The organism is Roseateles sp. P5_E8, assembly GCF_054177665.1.
Genome location: NZ_JBGCUM010000023.1, coordinates 74783 through 90171 on the forward strand (window position 1 = coordinate 74783; position 15389 = coordinate 90171).

General features: G+C 72.1%; 10 protein-coding genes. 6 read left to right on the forward strand and 4 right to left on the reverse strand.

Features of this window, described 5'->3' with window-relative positions; genetic code table 11:
- Together proC and ACXRVZ_RS15310 are read right to left on the reverse strand one after the other, a co-directional pair.
- Positions 1-813, reverse strand: a complete 813-nt coding sequence (proC, locus tag ACXRVZ_RS15305) for a pyrroline-5-carboxylate reductase (protein ID WP_457417933.1) — start codon at positions 811-813, stop codon at positions 1-3.
- Between the two features lie 29 nt (positions 814-842).
- Positions 843-2030 carry a diguanylate cyclase domain-containing protein gene (locus ACXRVZ_RS15310; protein WP_457417931.1) on the reverse strand — a complete coding sequence of 396 codons (1188 nt, stop codon included), beginning with the start codon at positions 2028-2030 and terminating at the stop codon, positions 843-845.
- Positions 2031-2107: 77 nt separating this feature from the next.
- On the opposite strand from ACXRVZ_RS15310, the gene ACXRVZ_RS15315 reads away from it, so the two are divergent.
- The 4 genes from ACXRVZ_RS15315 to ACXRVZ_RS15330 all read left to right on the forward strand — a co-directional run bounded on the left by ACXRVZ_RS15315 (position 2108) and on the right by ACXRVZ_RS15330 (position 10407).
- A complete protein-coding gene (locus tag ACXRVZ_RS15315) occupies positions 2108-5008 on the forward strand; it encodes an AAA family ATPase (protein ID WP_457417929.1) in 2901 nt (966 codons plus the stop codon).
- A 131-nt stretch (positions 5009-5139) separates the two neighbouring features.
- A complete protein-coding gene (locus ACXRVZ_RS15320; protein WP_457417927.1) occupies positions 5140-5868 on the forward strand; it encodes a hypothetical protein in 729 nt (242 codons plus the stop codon).
- Between the two features lie 4 nt (positions 5869-5872).
- Positions 5873-9370: a beta strand repeat-containing protein gene (locus ACXRVZ_RS15325; protein ID WP_457417925.1), complete on the forward strand. Its 3498-nt coding sequence runs from the start codon at positions 5873-5875 to the stop codon at positions 9368-9370.
- Between the two features lie 41 nt (positions 9371-9411).
- The gene (locus ACXRVZ_RS15330; protein WP_458232547.1) at positions 9412-10407 is read left to right on the forward strand and encodes a hypothetical protein; all 996 of its coding nucleotides are present in this window, start codon (positions 9412-9414) and stop codon (positions 10405-10407) included.
- A gap of 5 nt (positions 10408-10412) precedes the next feature.
- On the opposite strand, the gene ACXRVZ_RS15335 is transcribed toward ACXRVZ_RS15330, so the two are convergent.
- Positions 10413-12266 carry an ABC transporter ATP-binding protein gene (locus tag ACXRVZ_RS15335; protein ID WP_457417922.1) on the reverse strand — a complete coding sequence of 618 codons (1854 nt, stop codon included), beginning with the start codon at positions 12264-12266 and terminating at the stop codon, positions 10413-10415.
- Positions 12267-12703: 437 nt separating this feature from the next.
- Between ACXRVZ_RS15335 and ACXRVZ_RS15340 the strand changes: the two genes are divergently transcribed.
- Positions 12704-13291 carry a hypothetical protein gene (locus tag ACXRVZ_RS15340; protein WP_457417920.1) on the forward strand — a complete coding sequence of 196 codons (588 nt, stop codon included), beginning with the start codon at positions 12704-12706 and terminating at the stop codon, positions 13289-13291.
- A gap of 603 nt (positions 13292-13894) precedes the next feature.
- Here the strand turns inward: ACXRVZ_RS15340 and ACXRVZ_RS15345 are convergent.
- Positions 13895-13981, reverse strand: a complete 87-nt coding sequence (locus ACXRVZ_RS15345; RefSeq protein ID WP_457418401.1) for a DUF433 domain-containing protein — start codon at positions 13979-13981, stop codon at positions 13895-13897.
- A 172-nt stretch (positions 13982-14153) separates the two neighbouring features.
- Between ACXRVZ_RS15345 and ACXRVZ_RS15350 the strand changes: the two genes are divergently transcribed.
- A partial coding sequence (locus tag ACXRVZ_RS15350) for an efflux RND transporter periplasmic adaptor subunit (RefSeq protein ID WP_458232548.1) occupies positions 14154-15389 on the forward strand: 1236 nt, incomplete at its 3' end.

Consider the following 15389-nt stretch of genomic DNA (forward strand, 5'->3'; position numbering starts at 1 on the left):
TCAGCCGAACTCTTTGCCCAGTTCCGCAGCGCGCTGTTGCGCAGCCAGCACCGCGCGGCGGATGGCGGCGTCCACAGCGTCGGCCTGCAGCGACGTGACGGCCGCGTAGGTCGTGCCGCCCTTGCTCGTCACGCGCTCGCGCAGCGTCGTCGGCGACTCGTCGGACGCCAGGCCCAGCGCGGCCGCACCGGCGCAGGTGGCCAGCGCCAGGCGCCGGCCCTGCTCGGCGGTGAGGCCCATGTCGACGGCGGCGGCCATCATGGCCTCGACGAAGAAGAAGAAATAGGCCGGGCCCGAGCCCGACAGCGCGGTCACGGCGTCGAGGTCGTCCTCGCGGTCGACCCACAGCGTCTGGCCGGTCGGCGCGAGCAGCTTGTCCACCGCAGCGCGCTCGTCGGCGGACACGGCCGGGCGCGCATAAAGGCCGGCGATGCCCTGGCCGATCAGGGCCGGCGTGTTGGGCATGGACCGCACGACACGCTCGCTGCCCGAAGCGGCCACCAGCGAATCGGTGCGGATGCCGGCCATGACCGACAGCTGCAGCGCGCCGCCCACCCAGGCCTTCAGCGGCGCGGCGGCCTCGGCAAAGAGCTGGGGCTTGACGGCCCAGACGACGGTGGCAGCGGTCCCCAGGCTGGCGTCACCCGCCGCCAGCGGCTGCAGGCCGAACTCACGGCTGAGCTTGTCGCGCTGCGCCGCATGGGGTTCGACGACCAGGATCTGCGCCGCACTCATGCCGGCGCGCAACAGCCCGCCGATGATGGCGCTGGCCATGTTGCCGCCGCCGATGAAGGCAATCACTTCTGAATTCATGGGGCGCGAGTCTACGGGCCTGCAGTTTCTCAGCCCGGGTCCGCCACGATGCAGTTGCGCCCCGCCGCCTTGGCCGCGTAGAGCGCGCTGTCGGCACGGCGGTAGAGGGTCTCGAAGGCCTCGCCCGGCACGGCCGCCGCCAGGCCGGCGCTGAGGCTGATGGGGCGGCCGTCGCTGGCGCGGACCTCGGCCGCCGCCAGCCGCAGCCGCTCGCCGATGCGCCGGGCCGTGGGCAGCGTGCAGTTGAACAGCAGCACCGCGAACTCGTCGCCACCCAGGCGGCCGGCCAAGTCGCCCTGGCGCAGCGAGTCGCGCAACAGCGCCGCGAATCGGGTCAGCACGGCATCGCCCTCGGGGTGGCCGAGCTGGTCGTTGATGGCCTTGAAGGCGTCCATGTCGCAGACCATCAGGCAGGCCGGCAGCCGGCTCGCCCGGGCCTGGTTCAGCAGCACGCCGCTGGCCGCCTCGAAGTGGGCGCGGCTGGCCACGCCGGTCAGCTCGTCGGTGTTGGCGCGCCGCTCCAGCTCGATGCCAACGGCCTGCAGCCGCGCCTCCACCCGGCCATGCAGCATCAGCAGCATGGCCGACACGCGCGTCACCGCCACCGCGATGTTGACCACCATCAGCACCGCCAGCAGATGGCCCGGCGCTGGCGTGCCGCTGCCGGCATAGGGCCAGGTCTGCACCGAGCGCCACAGGCTCATGACGATGATGGCGGCGGCGCCCAGGCCGATCAGGCCCAGGCCCAGGCGCGACGGCGGGTCGGCCGCCGAGCGCAGCTGGGTCAGCAGGTAGTGGCCGAACAGGAGCGCCTGCAAGCTGTTGATGGCGGTGAAGATGACCGCGCGGCTGGCGTAGTCCAGGCCCTGGCGCCAGGCCACAAACCACACCGCATAGCCAGCCAGGGCCAGGCCCCAGCGCCAGGCCATGCCGGGCCAGACACGGCGGCGGAACCAGATGCGCAGGCCCAGCTCCAGCATGGGCATGCCGGCCAGAAAGGCCAGGTTGCTGGCCGGCACCGCCAGCCAGCCCAAGGGCGAGGTGCTGGCCAGCAGCATCAGCGCGCCTACGGCCAGCATGGCCTCGTTGCACACCCACCAGCCGAACCCCACCGCGCTGCGGCGCTGCGCGCTGCGCCAGAACAGGCCCAACAGCACGGCCATCAGCAGATGCACGATGGTGCTGATGGTGAAGGTGGTGATCAGGTCCAGCTGCATGGGGCCGGGGCATGCTAACGCCGCGCATCCGCGCCCGCCCCCGGTGAGACCCGCCCTCGGCGACACTGCCGCCCCACATGCTCTGCCTGCTGAAGACTCCTGCCTGGGCGCCCGACGGCGAGCCGCCGCGCCTGCTGCCGCCTACGGTGCCCGGCGCGCTCATCGTCGTGCTGGGCGCCAGCGAGGCCGGGCTGCCGCGTGAACGGCTGGCCGCCCTCTTCTGGCCCGACGCCGCGCCCACCGACGCGCTGCACCACCTGCGCGTGAACCTGCACCGCGCCCGCAGCCTGCTGCGCGGCTGGGGCGTGGACGACGGCCTGCAGGCCCAGGGCCAGAGCGTGCGGCTGACGCTGCCCACCGACCTGGCGCTGTGGCGGGCCAGCGCCGCCGATGGCCCGCCGCTCGACCCGGCCGACTGGCCCCAGGGCTGGCGCCTGACCGGTTACGACGGCTTTGCGCAGTGGTGCGGCGACACCGCCCAGGCCCTGCACCGGCGCTGGCTGCGCGACAGCCGTGCGGCCGCCCCCGAACCCCTGCCCGCCCCCGCGCCACCGGCCCGCGATGCCGAACACCAGCGCCTGCGCCACAGCGCAGCACCCGCCCTGCTGCTGCTGGGCGAGGCCGGCGCCGGCAAGAGCACGCTGCTGGCCGCAGCCTTCCCGCATGCGCCCTGCCTACGCGGACTGGAGGGCCTGCACGGCATGCCCTATCGCCCGGTGCTGGAGGCGCTGCGTACTCGCGCCCCCGCCCTGCAAGCCGCGCTGGCCGACGCCGCCAGCCCGCTGCGCCCCTACCGGCTGGACCTGGCCCGCCTGCTGCCCGAGCTGGCGCCCGACGAGCCGCTGCCGCCGCTGGACGCGCTGACCGCCCAGGCTCGCCTGGTGGAGGCCCTGACCCGCGCCTTCGAGGCCTTGACTCCCGTGCTGCTGGTGGACGACCTGCAGTGGTGCGACACCGCCACCGTCGAGTGGCTGCTGCTGCTGGCCCACGGCGACCGCCTGCGCTGGCGGGCCGCCGCGCGCGGCCACGAGATGAGCGCCGACCTGCAGCAGATGCTGCTGCCGCTGCGCACCAGCGGGCGACTGGAGACGCTGGACCTGGCCGCCCTGACGCGCGCCGACCTGTCCACCGTCTGCCGCGCCCGCTGGCCCGACAGCGACTTCGGCGACGAGCAGCTGGACCGCCTGCACGCCCTCAGCGCCGGCAACCCCTTCGCCCTGGGCGAGCTGGTGGCCGCCGGCGCCCCCGCCGTGTCGGGCAGCGACGCGCTGCCGCAGCGCGTGCGCCAGATGGTGCAGCGCCGGCTGCAGGCCCTCAGCAGCGCCGCGCGCCAGGCCGTGGAGGCAGCGGCGGTGTTCGTGCAGCCGGTGCCCGAGGACGGCCTGCGCAGCCTGGTCGGCCTGCCGGATGGCGACGCCACCTGGGCGCAATGCCGCGACGAGGCCCTCGCCGCCGGCATGCTGCGCGCGCAGGCGCCGGGCCTGACCTGCTCGCACGACCTGATCCGCGAGGCCACGCTGGCCGACCTGCCCGCCGCCCGCCGCGCGGCGCTGCACCGCCACGCCGCGCTGTGGCTGGCCCAGCAGCCGGGGGCGGACGCGATGACCATCGCCGAACACTGGCGCGCGGCCGGCGAGCCGCAGACCGCGCTGGCCTGGCGCCATCAGGGCGCCGAGCAGCTCAAGGCGCGCGGCCGCTTCGACGACGCCCGCAGCGTCTGGCTGGAGGTGGCCGACGAATCGCTGGACGTGGCGCAGAGCCTGCGCGCACGGCTGGAACTGGCCGCCTGCGACCTGCTGGAAGACCTCGCTCGCGGCGAAACGGCGCTGCTGGCCGTCCAGGCCCAGCTGGACGGCGTCGCCGACCCCGACCAGCACCGCCTCATCGAGGGCCGGCTGCGCGCCGCGCTGGTGGACAACCGCGTCTTTGCCGGCGACCTGAGCCAGGCCATCCGCCACGCGGCGCGGCTGCGCGAGCTGCTGCCGGCCCTGCCCGAGGGCGAGCGCATCCACGCCTACGAGGTGCTCATCGAGCTGGCCATGCGCGAGCCCGACATCCCCGCCGCCTGGGCGCTGCTGGCCCGCCTGCGCGAGGCCGCGCCGAGGTTGCCCACGCTGCTCAGCTTCGAGGGCCAGATCCACTGGTTCGGCGGCCAGGTTCGTGCGGCCTACGAAGCGCTGGCCCGGCTGCTGGAGCGCCACCCCGACTTCTGCCGCGGCATCACCATCGAGAACGACCTGGCCGTCATGCTGTACGCGCTGGGCGAGCTGAGCCCCGCCGAGGCCATGGCCCGGCGCAGCCTGCAGAGCTGGGCCGGCGTGGCCCACACGGAGACGCTGTCGCTGCTGGTGCTGGGCAGCGTGCTCACCTCCGCCGGCCGCCCGGCCGAGGCCGAGGCCGCGCTGCAGCAGGCCTTGGTGCTGGCGCAGGCCCAGTCCAGCGCCGGCTTCGAGGCCGAGGCCCGGCTGCGCCACGCGCGGCTGCTGCTGCAATGCGGCCAGGCCAGCGAGGCCGCGCAGATGCTGGCCGCCGCCGCGCCGCTGCTGCGCGGCAGCCGCGAGCCGCTGCGGGTGTCGAACTGGGTGCTGGCCGTCGTGCTGACGGCCACCGCGCAAGGCCAGCAACCGGCCGAGGACGAACTGGCCCGGCTGCGCGAGGTGGCCACGCGCAGCACCCACCCGCTGGTGCATGCCCGGCTGGCCCGTGTGGACGTGGCGCTGGCGCTGGCCGCCGGTGATGCGGCGGGTGCCCTCGCAGCGGCCGAGCGCCAGGCCGAGGTGGCCCGCGCCGCCGGCCTGCAGGAATGGCTGGCCGAGGCGCGGCTGCTCGCGGTGGACGCACGCACGCTGGCCGGCGACGACCCCGCCACGCTGCGCCCGCTGGTGAACGAGGCCGAGACGCTGGCGGCCCGCCTGGGCCTGGCCGAGCTGCACGGGCGCGCCGCCGCCTGGCTGGCCGCCCACCCCGAGCCACGCTGACCCGCGCCGACCCCCGTCTGCGGGGGTTGCCGGGTGCCGGCTGGCCTCGGTTTGAGACGCCGCTGAGACGCCTGTGAGACGGCCGCCGGGCAGCATGGCCCTCCGTGTCGACACCCGCCTGCGAGCCAGCCATGCCCATCCCATTTCTTCGCCGAAGCCTCGCCGCCCTGGCCCTGCTGCTGGCCGCCCCACTGGCGTCGGCCGGGCTGGTCACCTACACCGTGCAGGGCAGCTTCACCGGCGCCGCTACCGACGATGCGGCGCTGATCGCCGCCCTCAACCCTCTGCTGACGGGCCAGTCGCTGACCGTGACCGTGACGCTGGACCTCGCCACCGCCGGCAGCCCCCTGCCGGGCGGCGCGACGCTGTACCGCGCGGTCACCGCCTCGACGGCCCAGTTCGCCGGCTTCGGCAGCACCAGCGGCAGCTGCCCGAACGTGTCGGAACTCATCTGCACGGTGCAGGTGCGCGACGGTCAGACCGCCCTGGTGGACCCGGACCGCTTCAACCTCTTTCCGGCCATTGCGCACTCTGACGCGCTGGACGCCGCGGCCGGCCTGGGCCGGCACCTGGATCTGCAGTTCATGCTGTTCTTCACCGACTTCTCGGCGCTCGCGCTGGTCAATGACAGCCTGGGCTTCGACCTGTCGGCCGCCAACCCCGCCCTCATCAGCGGGCAACTCGGCGTGTTCTCAAGCAATGGCCAGACCTTTGACGCTGCTCGCTTCGCGTTCAACGTCAGCCGCATCAGCGCCGACGGCGCCCAAGCCTTGCCGGAACCCGGCAGCCTGGCCCTGAGCCTGCTGGCACTCGTCGGCCTGTGCGGCCTGCGCCGCGCCTCTGCCGCCCACCGGAGCTGACACCATGACCCATCGCCACCCCGCCCTGCGCGCCCTCCCAGCTGCCCTGGCCCTGATCGGCCTGCTGCCCGCCCCCGGCGGCGCGGCCGTGCACCAATGGACAGGCGCCAGCAGCGCCAACTGGAGCGAGGCCGCCAACTGGGTCGGCGGCCTGCCAACGGCGGGCAGCGACACCGAGCTGGTGCTGGACAGCGCAGCCCGCCCGACCACCTTCAACGACATTGCCGGTGGCTTCGCGCTGCACGGCCTGACGCTGGGCGCCAACGCCCTCGCGCCCACGCTCAGCGGCCAGGCGCTGCGCTTCCAGGGCGACGGCGCCTTCCTGCGCCTGCAGTCGGACGGCGGCCACGGCCGCGTGCAGGTTGGCCTGGTGCTGGACAGCACGCTGCAGGTCGACGGCGGCCCCAGCCTGACCAGCCAGCTCTTCCTGCAGGGCGGCCTCAGCGGCAGCGGCGGCCTGGCCCTGCTCAGCGGCCGCACGGTGCTCAGCGGCGCCAACAGCTACACCGGCACCACCACGGTGGCCGCCGGCGCCACGCTGGGCGCGGCGGGCAACAGCCTGGGCGCCCACACGGCGGTGCAGGTGGCCGTCGGCGGCGAGCTGCAGCTGGTGGGGGCCGGCGGCAACAGCGCCAATACGGCCCGCGTGGGCGCGCCGGTGCAGCTCGCCGGCCTGCTGTCCAGCAGCGCGAAGAAGGTCACCAATTTCCTGGGTCAGCCGGTGTCGGGCGCCAGCGTGGAAGGGCCGGTCACGCTGACGGGCAATGCCCGCGTGCTGGCCCTTGGCGCCACGGGCGGCGGCTTGCAGGCCACCGAGTTGATCGTCAGCGGGGCGGTGCAGCGCGCCGGCCATGCGCTGACGCTGCAGACCGACGGCCTCAACAACGCGCTGCGCGTCAGCGGCGCCATCACGGGCAACGGCGACCTGCTGCTCAAGCCGGCCGGCGGCCAGATCGTCGTGGGCAGCGTGGCCGGCAACGGCGCCGTGCGCGTGACCGGCGCGGGCGGCGCGGTGAGCCTGGGCGCCACCAGCGGCGACGGCGCCTTCGACGTGGCTTTCGACGACGGCAGCTTCGGCGAGATCACGACCACCGGCGCGCTGACCGGCGCGCGCCCGGTGCGGGTCAGCGGCGGCACGCTGAACCTCGGCAGCCTGGCGCACAGCTTTGTCGGCACCGTGCAGATGGCCGGCAGCGGCCAGGTCGTGGCCGATCATGAAAGCCACCTCGGCGCGGCCGCCAACACGCTGCATTTCGACCAGGGCGGCGCGCTGCAGCTCACCGGCAGCGCCTCGCTCAGCCGCGCCATCCTCACCACCGGCGGCATGGGCAGCGTGCTGGTGGCTGGCAACACGACGGGCACGATCAGCTCGGCCATCACGGGCAGCGGCGGCATCGCCTTCGACAACTTCGGCGTGCGCAGCGCGCTGACGCTGACGGGCGCCAACAGCTTCGAGGGCGGCTTGGCCATCGGCGGCGGCATCCTGATGCTGTTCGGCAACGACACCAACCTGGGCGCAGCCGGCGGCAGCGTCACGCTGGGCGGCATCCTGGCCCTGCCGGGCGGCTTCACGCTGGACCGGCCGCTGGAAGTCAGCGGCCCCAGCGCCAGCCTCAGTGCGGCCTCGGCGGGCACGCACCGCCTCACCGGCCCCCTCACCGGCAGTGGCACGCTGAACCTGGGCGGCAATGGCGCGGCCAGCGTCTTCGTGCTGGCGGGCAACGCCACCCACAGCGGCGGCGTCAAGCTGGCCAGCGCCACGCTGGAGCTGGACGGCGACGCCCGCCTGGGCGCCGCCACCGGCGTGCTGGACCTGGGCCGCGCCAACGGCCTGAACAACCTGGCCGGCACGCTGCGCGCCACGGCCGACCTGGCCATCGCCGCCACGCGCAGCACCAGCTTCCGCAACATGACGGTGGACACGAACGGCTTCGACGTCGTCTTCAATCAGCCCATCAACGGCCTGGGCATGACCAAGGCCGGCGCCGGCACCTGGACGCTGAACACGGCCAACAGCAACGGGGGCGGCGACAACCTCGTCAACGTGCTGGAAGGCACGCTGGCCCTGGGCGTGGACGAGGCGCTGGGCACGCGCAGCCTGGTGGAAGTGGCCGCCGGGGCGCGGCTGGCGCTGGCCGGCCACACGCTCAGCCTCACCACGCTGAACAGCGCGGCCGGCAGCGTGGTGGACCTGGGCACGGGCGGCACGCTGCGCCCGCTGTTCGGCACGCTGGCCGGCGATCTCACCGGCCAGGGCAGCCTTATCGTCGGCCGCACGGGCTTCTCGGCCGGCAGCGTCACGCTGGCCGGCGCCAACAGCTTCAGCGGCAGCGTGGAGGTGGGTCAGGGCAGCCAGCTCACCGTGGGCCATGTGCAGGCGCTCGGCGCGGCCGGCAACTTGCTGAAGCTGGACAACGGCACGCTGGCCACCAGCTCGGCACTGGCCGGGCCGCTGGTCATCGGCGAGGCGATGAATGTGCAGATCGGCGCCGGGGGCGCGGGCTTCCATGCGGAAGGCCAGTCCATCGTCATCGAACGCCAGCTGACCGGCCCGCTGACGCTGCGCATCCAGGGCGGCAGCACGCCCGGCAGCGGCGAGACCGTCGACGTGCGCCTGGCCCACCGCAGCAACAGCTTCACCGGCGACCTGCAACTCGGCGACCCGCAGGGCTTCGGCACGGCGGTGCTGGGCATCACGGCCGACGGCTCGCTGGGCGCGGCCGGCAACAAGCTCATCCTGGGCAAGAGCTTCTTCGACGGCGAGACCACCCGCTCCGCCCAGGGCGGCCTGCGCGCCTGGGACTCGCTCGCGCTGGCCGCCAGCCGCACGGTGCTGCTGGGCGGCCAGGCGGGCCGCACCGCCGGCTTCATCGACACCAACGGCCACACCGTGGTGGTGGCCGGCGCCATCGGCGAGCTGGCCTCGGGCCTGGGCCTGCTCAAGACCGGCGCGGGCACGCTGGTGCTGAACGGCGTGCAGGGCTACACCGGTGACACGGTGGTCGACGCGGGCACGCTGGGCGGCCACGGCGAGGTGCAGCGCCTGGCCGTGCAGGCCGCCACGCTGGCGCCGGGCGAGAGCGCGGGCCTGTTCAGCGTGCGCCAGGACCTGAGCTTCAGCAGCGGTGCGCTGCTGGACATGGAGCTGGGCGGCCTGGCGCGCGGCAGCGGCTACGACGCGCTGGACGTGGGCGGCAGCGTGGACCTCGGCGGCGACACCCAGCTGCGCCTGAGCTTCATCGGCGGCTTCACCGCACTGGCGGGGCAGCAGTTCCAGCTCATCACTGCCGGCGGCGGCCTGTTCGGCCAGTTCGCCAACGTGGCGGATGGCGGGCGGCTGCTGACGGCCGACGGCGCCGGCAGCTTCATCGTCCACTACGGCGACGGCCAGGGCCTGCTGCTGAGCGACTTCAGCACCGCGGCCGTGCCCGAGCCCGGCAGCTGGGCGCTGCTGCTGGCCGGCGCCGGGCTGCTTGCCTGGCGGCGGCGGCGCATCGATTAGCGAAACAAACCAGCGACATGCCGCGGTTATCGTCGCGGCCCATGAGCCTTCATCGCCTCGACCGCCGCACGTTGCTGACCTGCGCACTCGCCCTGGCCGGCTGTGCCGGTGGCCCGCCCGCGCCCAAGCCCTGGGCCGAGACGGCCACGCGCGAGCTGCATCTGTCGCTGGCCAGCTTCGAGACGCAGGGCCGGCGCGTGACGGTCACCCGCAGCGCCAGTGCGCCGGCGGCGACCCCCGTGGTCGTCTACCTGCCGGGCCTGGGCCAGGGCAGCGAGGCTGGCCAGCGCTGGGCGACGGTCTGGGCCCAGGGCGGCTACACGGTGCTGGCCGTGCAGCCGCTGGAGGCCGATGCGGCGGCCTGGCGCTCGGAGCTGTCGCGCACCGGCGAGTTCCGCGAGCTGGGCGTGCTGCACTATGGCGACGCGCTGCGGGCCGACCGCCTGGCCGCGCTGCGCCGCCTGCTGCCGGCCCTGCGTGCGGCGCAGCCTGAGCTGGACTGGAGCCGTGCCGCGCTGGCCGGCTACGAGACCGGCGCCCAGACCGCGCTGGACGCGCGCGGCGATGCCGGCTGGCAGGCCGTCATCGCCATCAGCCCGCCGGTCATGCAGGCGCCCAGCGCAGGTGMGGCGACGCTGCTCATCACCAGCGACGTTGACCAGGACCCGCTGGGCCTGGTGCGCCGCCCCGCCGAGCGGCGCCAGGCTTTCGACGCACTGGCTCCGGGCAGCGGCTGGCTGCTGAACCTCGGCGGCGTGCCGCATGCGGCGCTGGCCGGCACGCTGGCGCCCGAGGGCTGGCATGAGCAGGACCAGCATCGCGGCCAGTCCAGCGGCGGCATCGGCCGCGGGCGTGGCGGTGGCGGAGATGGCCCCCAAGGCCCGGCCGGCGGCGGCCGGCGCGGCCCGCGCAGCGGCAGCGCGACGGAGGCCGCGCAGATCGACGTGGGCGAGGGCCTGCGCCTGAGCCGCGCCTTCCTGGACGCGCAACTGCGTGGCGCGGCAATGCCGGCCAGCGAGCACCTCAGCGCTCGCTAAGCCACTCAGTCCTCCAGCCCCAGGAAGCCGCCGCTCTGGTGCGACCACAGCCGCGCATAGATGCCGTTCATCGCCAGCAGCTCGGCATGCGTGCCCTGCTCGACGACGCGGCCGGCGTCCATGACGATGAGGCGGTCCAGCGCCGCGATGGTCGACAGCCGGTGGGCAATGGCCACGACCGTCTTGCCCTCCATCAGCGTGTACAGGCTTTGCTGGATGGCGGCTTCGACCTCGCTGTCCAGCGCGCTGGTGGCCTCGTCCAGCAGCAGGATGGGCGCGTCCTTCAGCATCACGCGGGCGATGGCGATGCGCTGGCGCTGGCCACCGCTGAGCTTCACGCCGCGCTCGCCCACAAACGCCTCGAAGCCGGTGCGGCCCTTGGGGTCGGACAGCGTGCCGATGAACTCGTCGGCATGCGCGCGCTCGGCGGCGCGCTGCATGTCTTCGGCGTTTGCGTCGGGGCGGCCGTAGAGGATGTTCTCGGCCACCGAGCGGTGCAGCAGGGACGTGTCCTGCGTGACCATGCCGATGTGGCGGCGCAGCGAGTCCTGCGTCACCTTGGCGATGTCCTGGCCGTCGATGAGGATGCGGCCGCCGTCGGGTGCCAAGTCGTACAGGCGCAGCAGCAGATTGACCAGCGTGCTCTTGCCCGCGCCGCTGCGGCCCACCAGGCCGATCTTCTCGCCGGGCTTGATGACGAGGTCCAGGCCTTCGACGACGACCTTGCCGTTCGGGTAGGCAAAGCGCATGTGCTCGAAGCGCACTTCACCACGCGGCACGGTCAGCTCGGTCGCGCCGTTCGCATCCGCAATCGACTGCGGCTTGGACAGCGTGGCCAACCCGTCCTGCACGGTGCCGATGTGCTCGAACAGCGAGGCCATCTCCCACATCACCCAATGCGAGATGCCGTTCAGCCGCATGCCCATCGCCGTGGCCGCTGCAACGGCGCCGACGCCGATGGCGCTGATGCCCCACAGGTAAAGCGACAGCACCGCCGTGCTGCCGACGAGCAGCGCCGACAGGATGGTGTTGACGATCTCGAAGCCGGTGACCAGGCGCATCTGGCCATAGGCCGTGGTCATGAAGTCCTGCATCGCCGACTTGGCATAGCCGGCCTCGCGCCGGCCGTGGGCGAACAGCTTGACCGTGGCGATGTTGGTGTAGGCGTCGGTGATGCGGCCGGTCATCAGACTGCGCGCGTCGGCCTGCGCCTGCGCGATAAGCCCCAAGCGCGGCACGAAGTAGCGCAGCGCGACGATGTAGAGCGCCAGCCAGACGGCGAAGGGCGCGATCAGCCAGGCGTCGAAGCTGGCGACGATGGCGACCATGGTGCCGAAGTAGACGGCCACGTAGACAAGGATGTCGACGACGATGAGCCAGGTGTCGCGCACGGCCAGCGCCGTCTGCATGACCTTGGTGGCGATACGCCCGGCGAACTCGTCGCCGAAGAAGGCCAGGCTCTGCGACAGCATGCGGCGGTGGAAGAGCCAGCGCATGCGCATCGGGAAGTTGCCGAACACGCCCTGGTACTTCATCAGTGCCTGCACGGCCGCCAGCACGACGCTGACGCCCAGCACGGCCAGCAGCATCACGATGACCGGCTGCGGCTTGGCCCACAGCTCGGCGGGCTTCATGCCGGAGAGCCAATCGACGAGAGACGCCATCAGGCTGAACAGCAACGCCTCGGCCGCCGCGATGCCGGCCGTGAACAGCATGACCACGACCAGATGCTTGCGCACGCCATCGGCGCAGCGCCACAGGAAGGGGAAGAACTTCGTCGGTGGCGCGGTACCGGCGGGCTCGGGATAGGGGTCGACGAGGCGCTCGAAGCGCGTGGCTAACTGTTGGAAAAGCGACATCTGGCTAGTGTCGCCGGACAGCGGTGTCCGGGCGTGGCGTCGGCGTGACGGGGGGTGGCTGCGAGCGTTCGAGGCGCGGAGATCGAGGGCAACAGCATCTGGCGCGGAGCCGGCGCGGCGAACGCGTTGATGCTGCAGCGGGTTCGTCGGCCGAGCGGTCGAATCCGCCAGCGGAAGCAGTTATCCATGCCATTGGCCCAGCGCCTCTTGCTTCCGAAGGGTTTGGGGGCGTCACCGCGCCAGCCAGAGTGCCGCCGCGGATCTTGCAGAGCTACGCAGCTTGAAGACCACGACCTTGCTCATCGCATGAATCGCCTAACTGCGCATTTTTTGTCAGAGGCCCATCGCTCTCAACTCCACATTCGTTGGAGCGCTCTGAGAATGCTTTTCTTGCTGGATGTGAAGAACAGGGAAGAACTATGCGAAGGATCGGAGCAGTGGTTGTGATCACGGCCGCGAGTCTGATGTTGACTGCGTGTGCATTCAATGAAGCATCGGGGGAGCGTATTGGGGGCACCAGTGCAAAGGTGACGTTTCAGTCGGTCGAAATCGTGTTCATGGACACGCCGGTCCTCTCACAGGGAGGGCTTGGCGCCCTCATCGGCGCGCCGACGAACCACGGACTTATGTCAAAGGCCGGAACCGACGTTCGGACGGCGATGAGAGAGTTGCGCGACGGTGTTGGTGCTGCTTTAGTAGGCAATGGAATCCCGGGCCGGGCTGTACTGCTTTCCGAACGAGCACCACGAGGCACGCCGGCTGTTCCCACACATGTCGTCATGGTCTCAATGAAGTCGGCCACGGCAGGCTCTCAAACCGGCACCTCGATTGTGTTGGACGTGGAGGTTGCCGAGTTTGCAACCCGCCAGAGCCTGTGGAAGGGCTCGGCGAGGGCGTATCCCGGCGGTGCGGGTTGGGGCCTAGAAGCCATGGAGAAGGATCGCATCGAGAAAGGTAAAACCTTTGGTGAGAGCCTTATCAAGGCGATGAAAGACGCCGGTGTGCAGCTGCCTACGCGGCGTTAACGACCTTGGGAGAGCCAAAGGAGTACGGATGACTAGAACGAGTCAGCAGCGCATGGCGGTGATCGTTGCCGCGTTCATGTGGGGGCAGGCAGCGGTTGCGGTGGCGGCAGCGACAGTGCAGAAGCGCCGTGCTCCAGCGCCTCCGCCTTGATGCTGAAGTTGTCGTGGGTGTCTAACGGCGTACCGACGGGAACGTGGGTGGAAGGAAAGGTTGGCCAGCGCCTTGTGGCTGACCCGGTGATTGCGGGTCTTCCGGCCTCCTGCGTGGGAAAGGTGACTTTTGCTTTAGGTGTGAACTCGCTCCCGTCCGGCCCAAGTTTCCTGCCACCCGGCCTGGTACTTGATGCCCACAGCGGACGAATCAGCGGTACGGCGACCCAACCTCTCGGCATTAGCGGCTCTACCTTCACGGTTCACCCTCAAGGCTTCAGCCCGACAGATCTAATCTTCAACATCTCGATCGTGCCTTGACCCGCGCTGGCGAACGCTCAGGCAGCAAACCGTCGTCTAGGGACGGCTGCTTCCCGTCTGCTGCGGCCGTGCTCGTGCAGGAGCGTCGCGTCACAGCCGATGTGGCAACTCTCTGCTTTAGCGCTCGGCCGCTTAGGCCAGGATGTCCGCCGTGGTGAGTTCCGGGTAGTCGCTGGTGATCTGCTCAGGCGTCTGGCCCAGGGCGAGCCAGCCGAGCACTGCACCGGCCGCGGCCGGCGGCCGGCGAAGCCAGCGCGGGATCGCGCCGTCAGCCTACAGAGCAGCAACATGGCGCGGTTCTAATCTCCCGCTGGCGCGCCGCGCGGGCGAGATCCTCGCCCTGCGCGCACGCGCCACGCGCCCCCGACACACAGCCGCTCTGGACCGCCCGATGCCCCCATTCGAAACCCAGCCCGACACACCCACACCCGCCGATACCCCCACGCCACCGGTGCGCAAGCGGCGTTCGCGGGTCTGGATCACCGTGGTGGCCTTGCTGCTGCTGGCGGGGCTGGTGGCGCTGGCCTGGTGGCTGACCCACCGCCCACCCGAAGCGCCCGCAGCAGGCGCCCGGCCCGGCGGCGGGCGTGGCGGGCAGTCCACCACGGTGGGCGTGGCCACGGCGCGCAAGGCCGACGTGCCGATCACGGTGGAGGCGCTGGGCACCGTCACGCCGGCGGCCACGGTCACCGTGCGGCCGCAGGTGTCGGGCGTGCTGCAACAGGTGCTGTTCAAGGAAGGGCAGCTCGTTCGCAAGGGCCAGTTGCTGGCCACCATCGACCCGCGCCAGTTCGAAATGGCCCTGATGCAGGCCACCGGCCAGCGCCAGCGCGACGAGGCACAGCTTGAGAACGCGCGCCTGACCCTGCAGCGCTACCAGACGCTGCTGACGCAGGATTCCATCGCCCGCCAGGATGTCGACACCCAGGCGGCGCTGGTGCGCCAGCTGGAAGGCACGGCCACCACCAACCGCGCCAACGAAGGCACCGCGCGGCTGAACCTGGGCTACAGCCGCATCGTGGCGCCGATTGCCGGGCGGGTCGGCCTGCGCGTGGTGGACATCGGCAACGTCGTCAGCGCGGGCGACGCCAACGGCATTGCGGTGATCACGCAGACCRCACCCATCGATGTCGAGTTCTCGCTGCCGCAGGACCGCGTACCGGACCTGCAGGCGCGCATGGCCAGCGGCGCCGTGCTGCCGGTGACGGCACTGGACCGCACCCGCAGCACCGTGGTCGGCGAAGGCCGCTTCGGCACGCTGGACAACCAGGTCGACACACAGACCGGCACCGTGCGCGCCAAGGCACGCTTTGCCAACGCCAAGGAGGCGCTGTTCCCCAACCAATTCGTCAACGTGCGCCTGCTGCTGCAGACGCTGGAAGGCGCCGTCGTCGTGCCGGTGGCCGCGCTGCGCAACAGCAGCAAGGGCGAGTTTGTCTATGTGCTCGACGAGGCCGCACGCACGGTGGCGACACGGCCTGTGAAACGCGGCCCGGCTACCGACGAGACGGTGGTCATCGCCAGCGGGCTGCAGGCGGGCGAGAAGGTCATTACCGAAGGCGCGGACCGGCTCAAGGACGGCGGCCGCGTGACGCTGCCGGGCGATGCGCCGGCGTCGGGTGCCGGC

What these genes read in the sequence shown, in the direction of transcription:
- proC (WP_457417933.1), bottom strand. Translation starts at nt 813, where the DNA reads ATGAATTCAGAAGTGATTGCCTTCATCGGCGGCGGCAACATGGCCAGC.
- ACXRVZ_RS15310 (WP_457417931.1), bottom strand. Translation starts at nt 2,030, where the DNA reads ATGCAGCTGGACCTGATCACCACCTTCACCATCAGCACCATCGTGCAT.
- ACXRVZ_RS15315 (WP_457417929.1), top strand. Translation starts at nt 2,108, where the DNA reads ATGCTCTGCCTGCTGAAGACTCCTGCCTGGGCGCCCGACGGCGAGCCG.
- ACXRVZ_RS15320 (WP_457417927.1), top strand. Translation starts at nt 5,140, where the DNA reads ATGCCCATCCCATTTCTTCGCCGAAGCCTCGCCGCCCTGGCCCTGCTG.
- ACXRVZ_RS15325 (WP_457417925.1), top strand. Translation starts at nt 5,873, where the DNA reads ATGACCCATCGCCACCCCGCCCTGCGCGCCCTCCCAGCTGCCCTGGCC.
- ACXRVZ_RS15335 (WP_457417922.1), bottom strand. Translation starts at nt 12,266, where the DNA reads ATGTCGCTTTTCCAACAGTTAGCCACGCGCTTCGAGCGCCTCGTCGAC.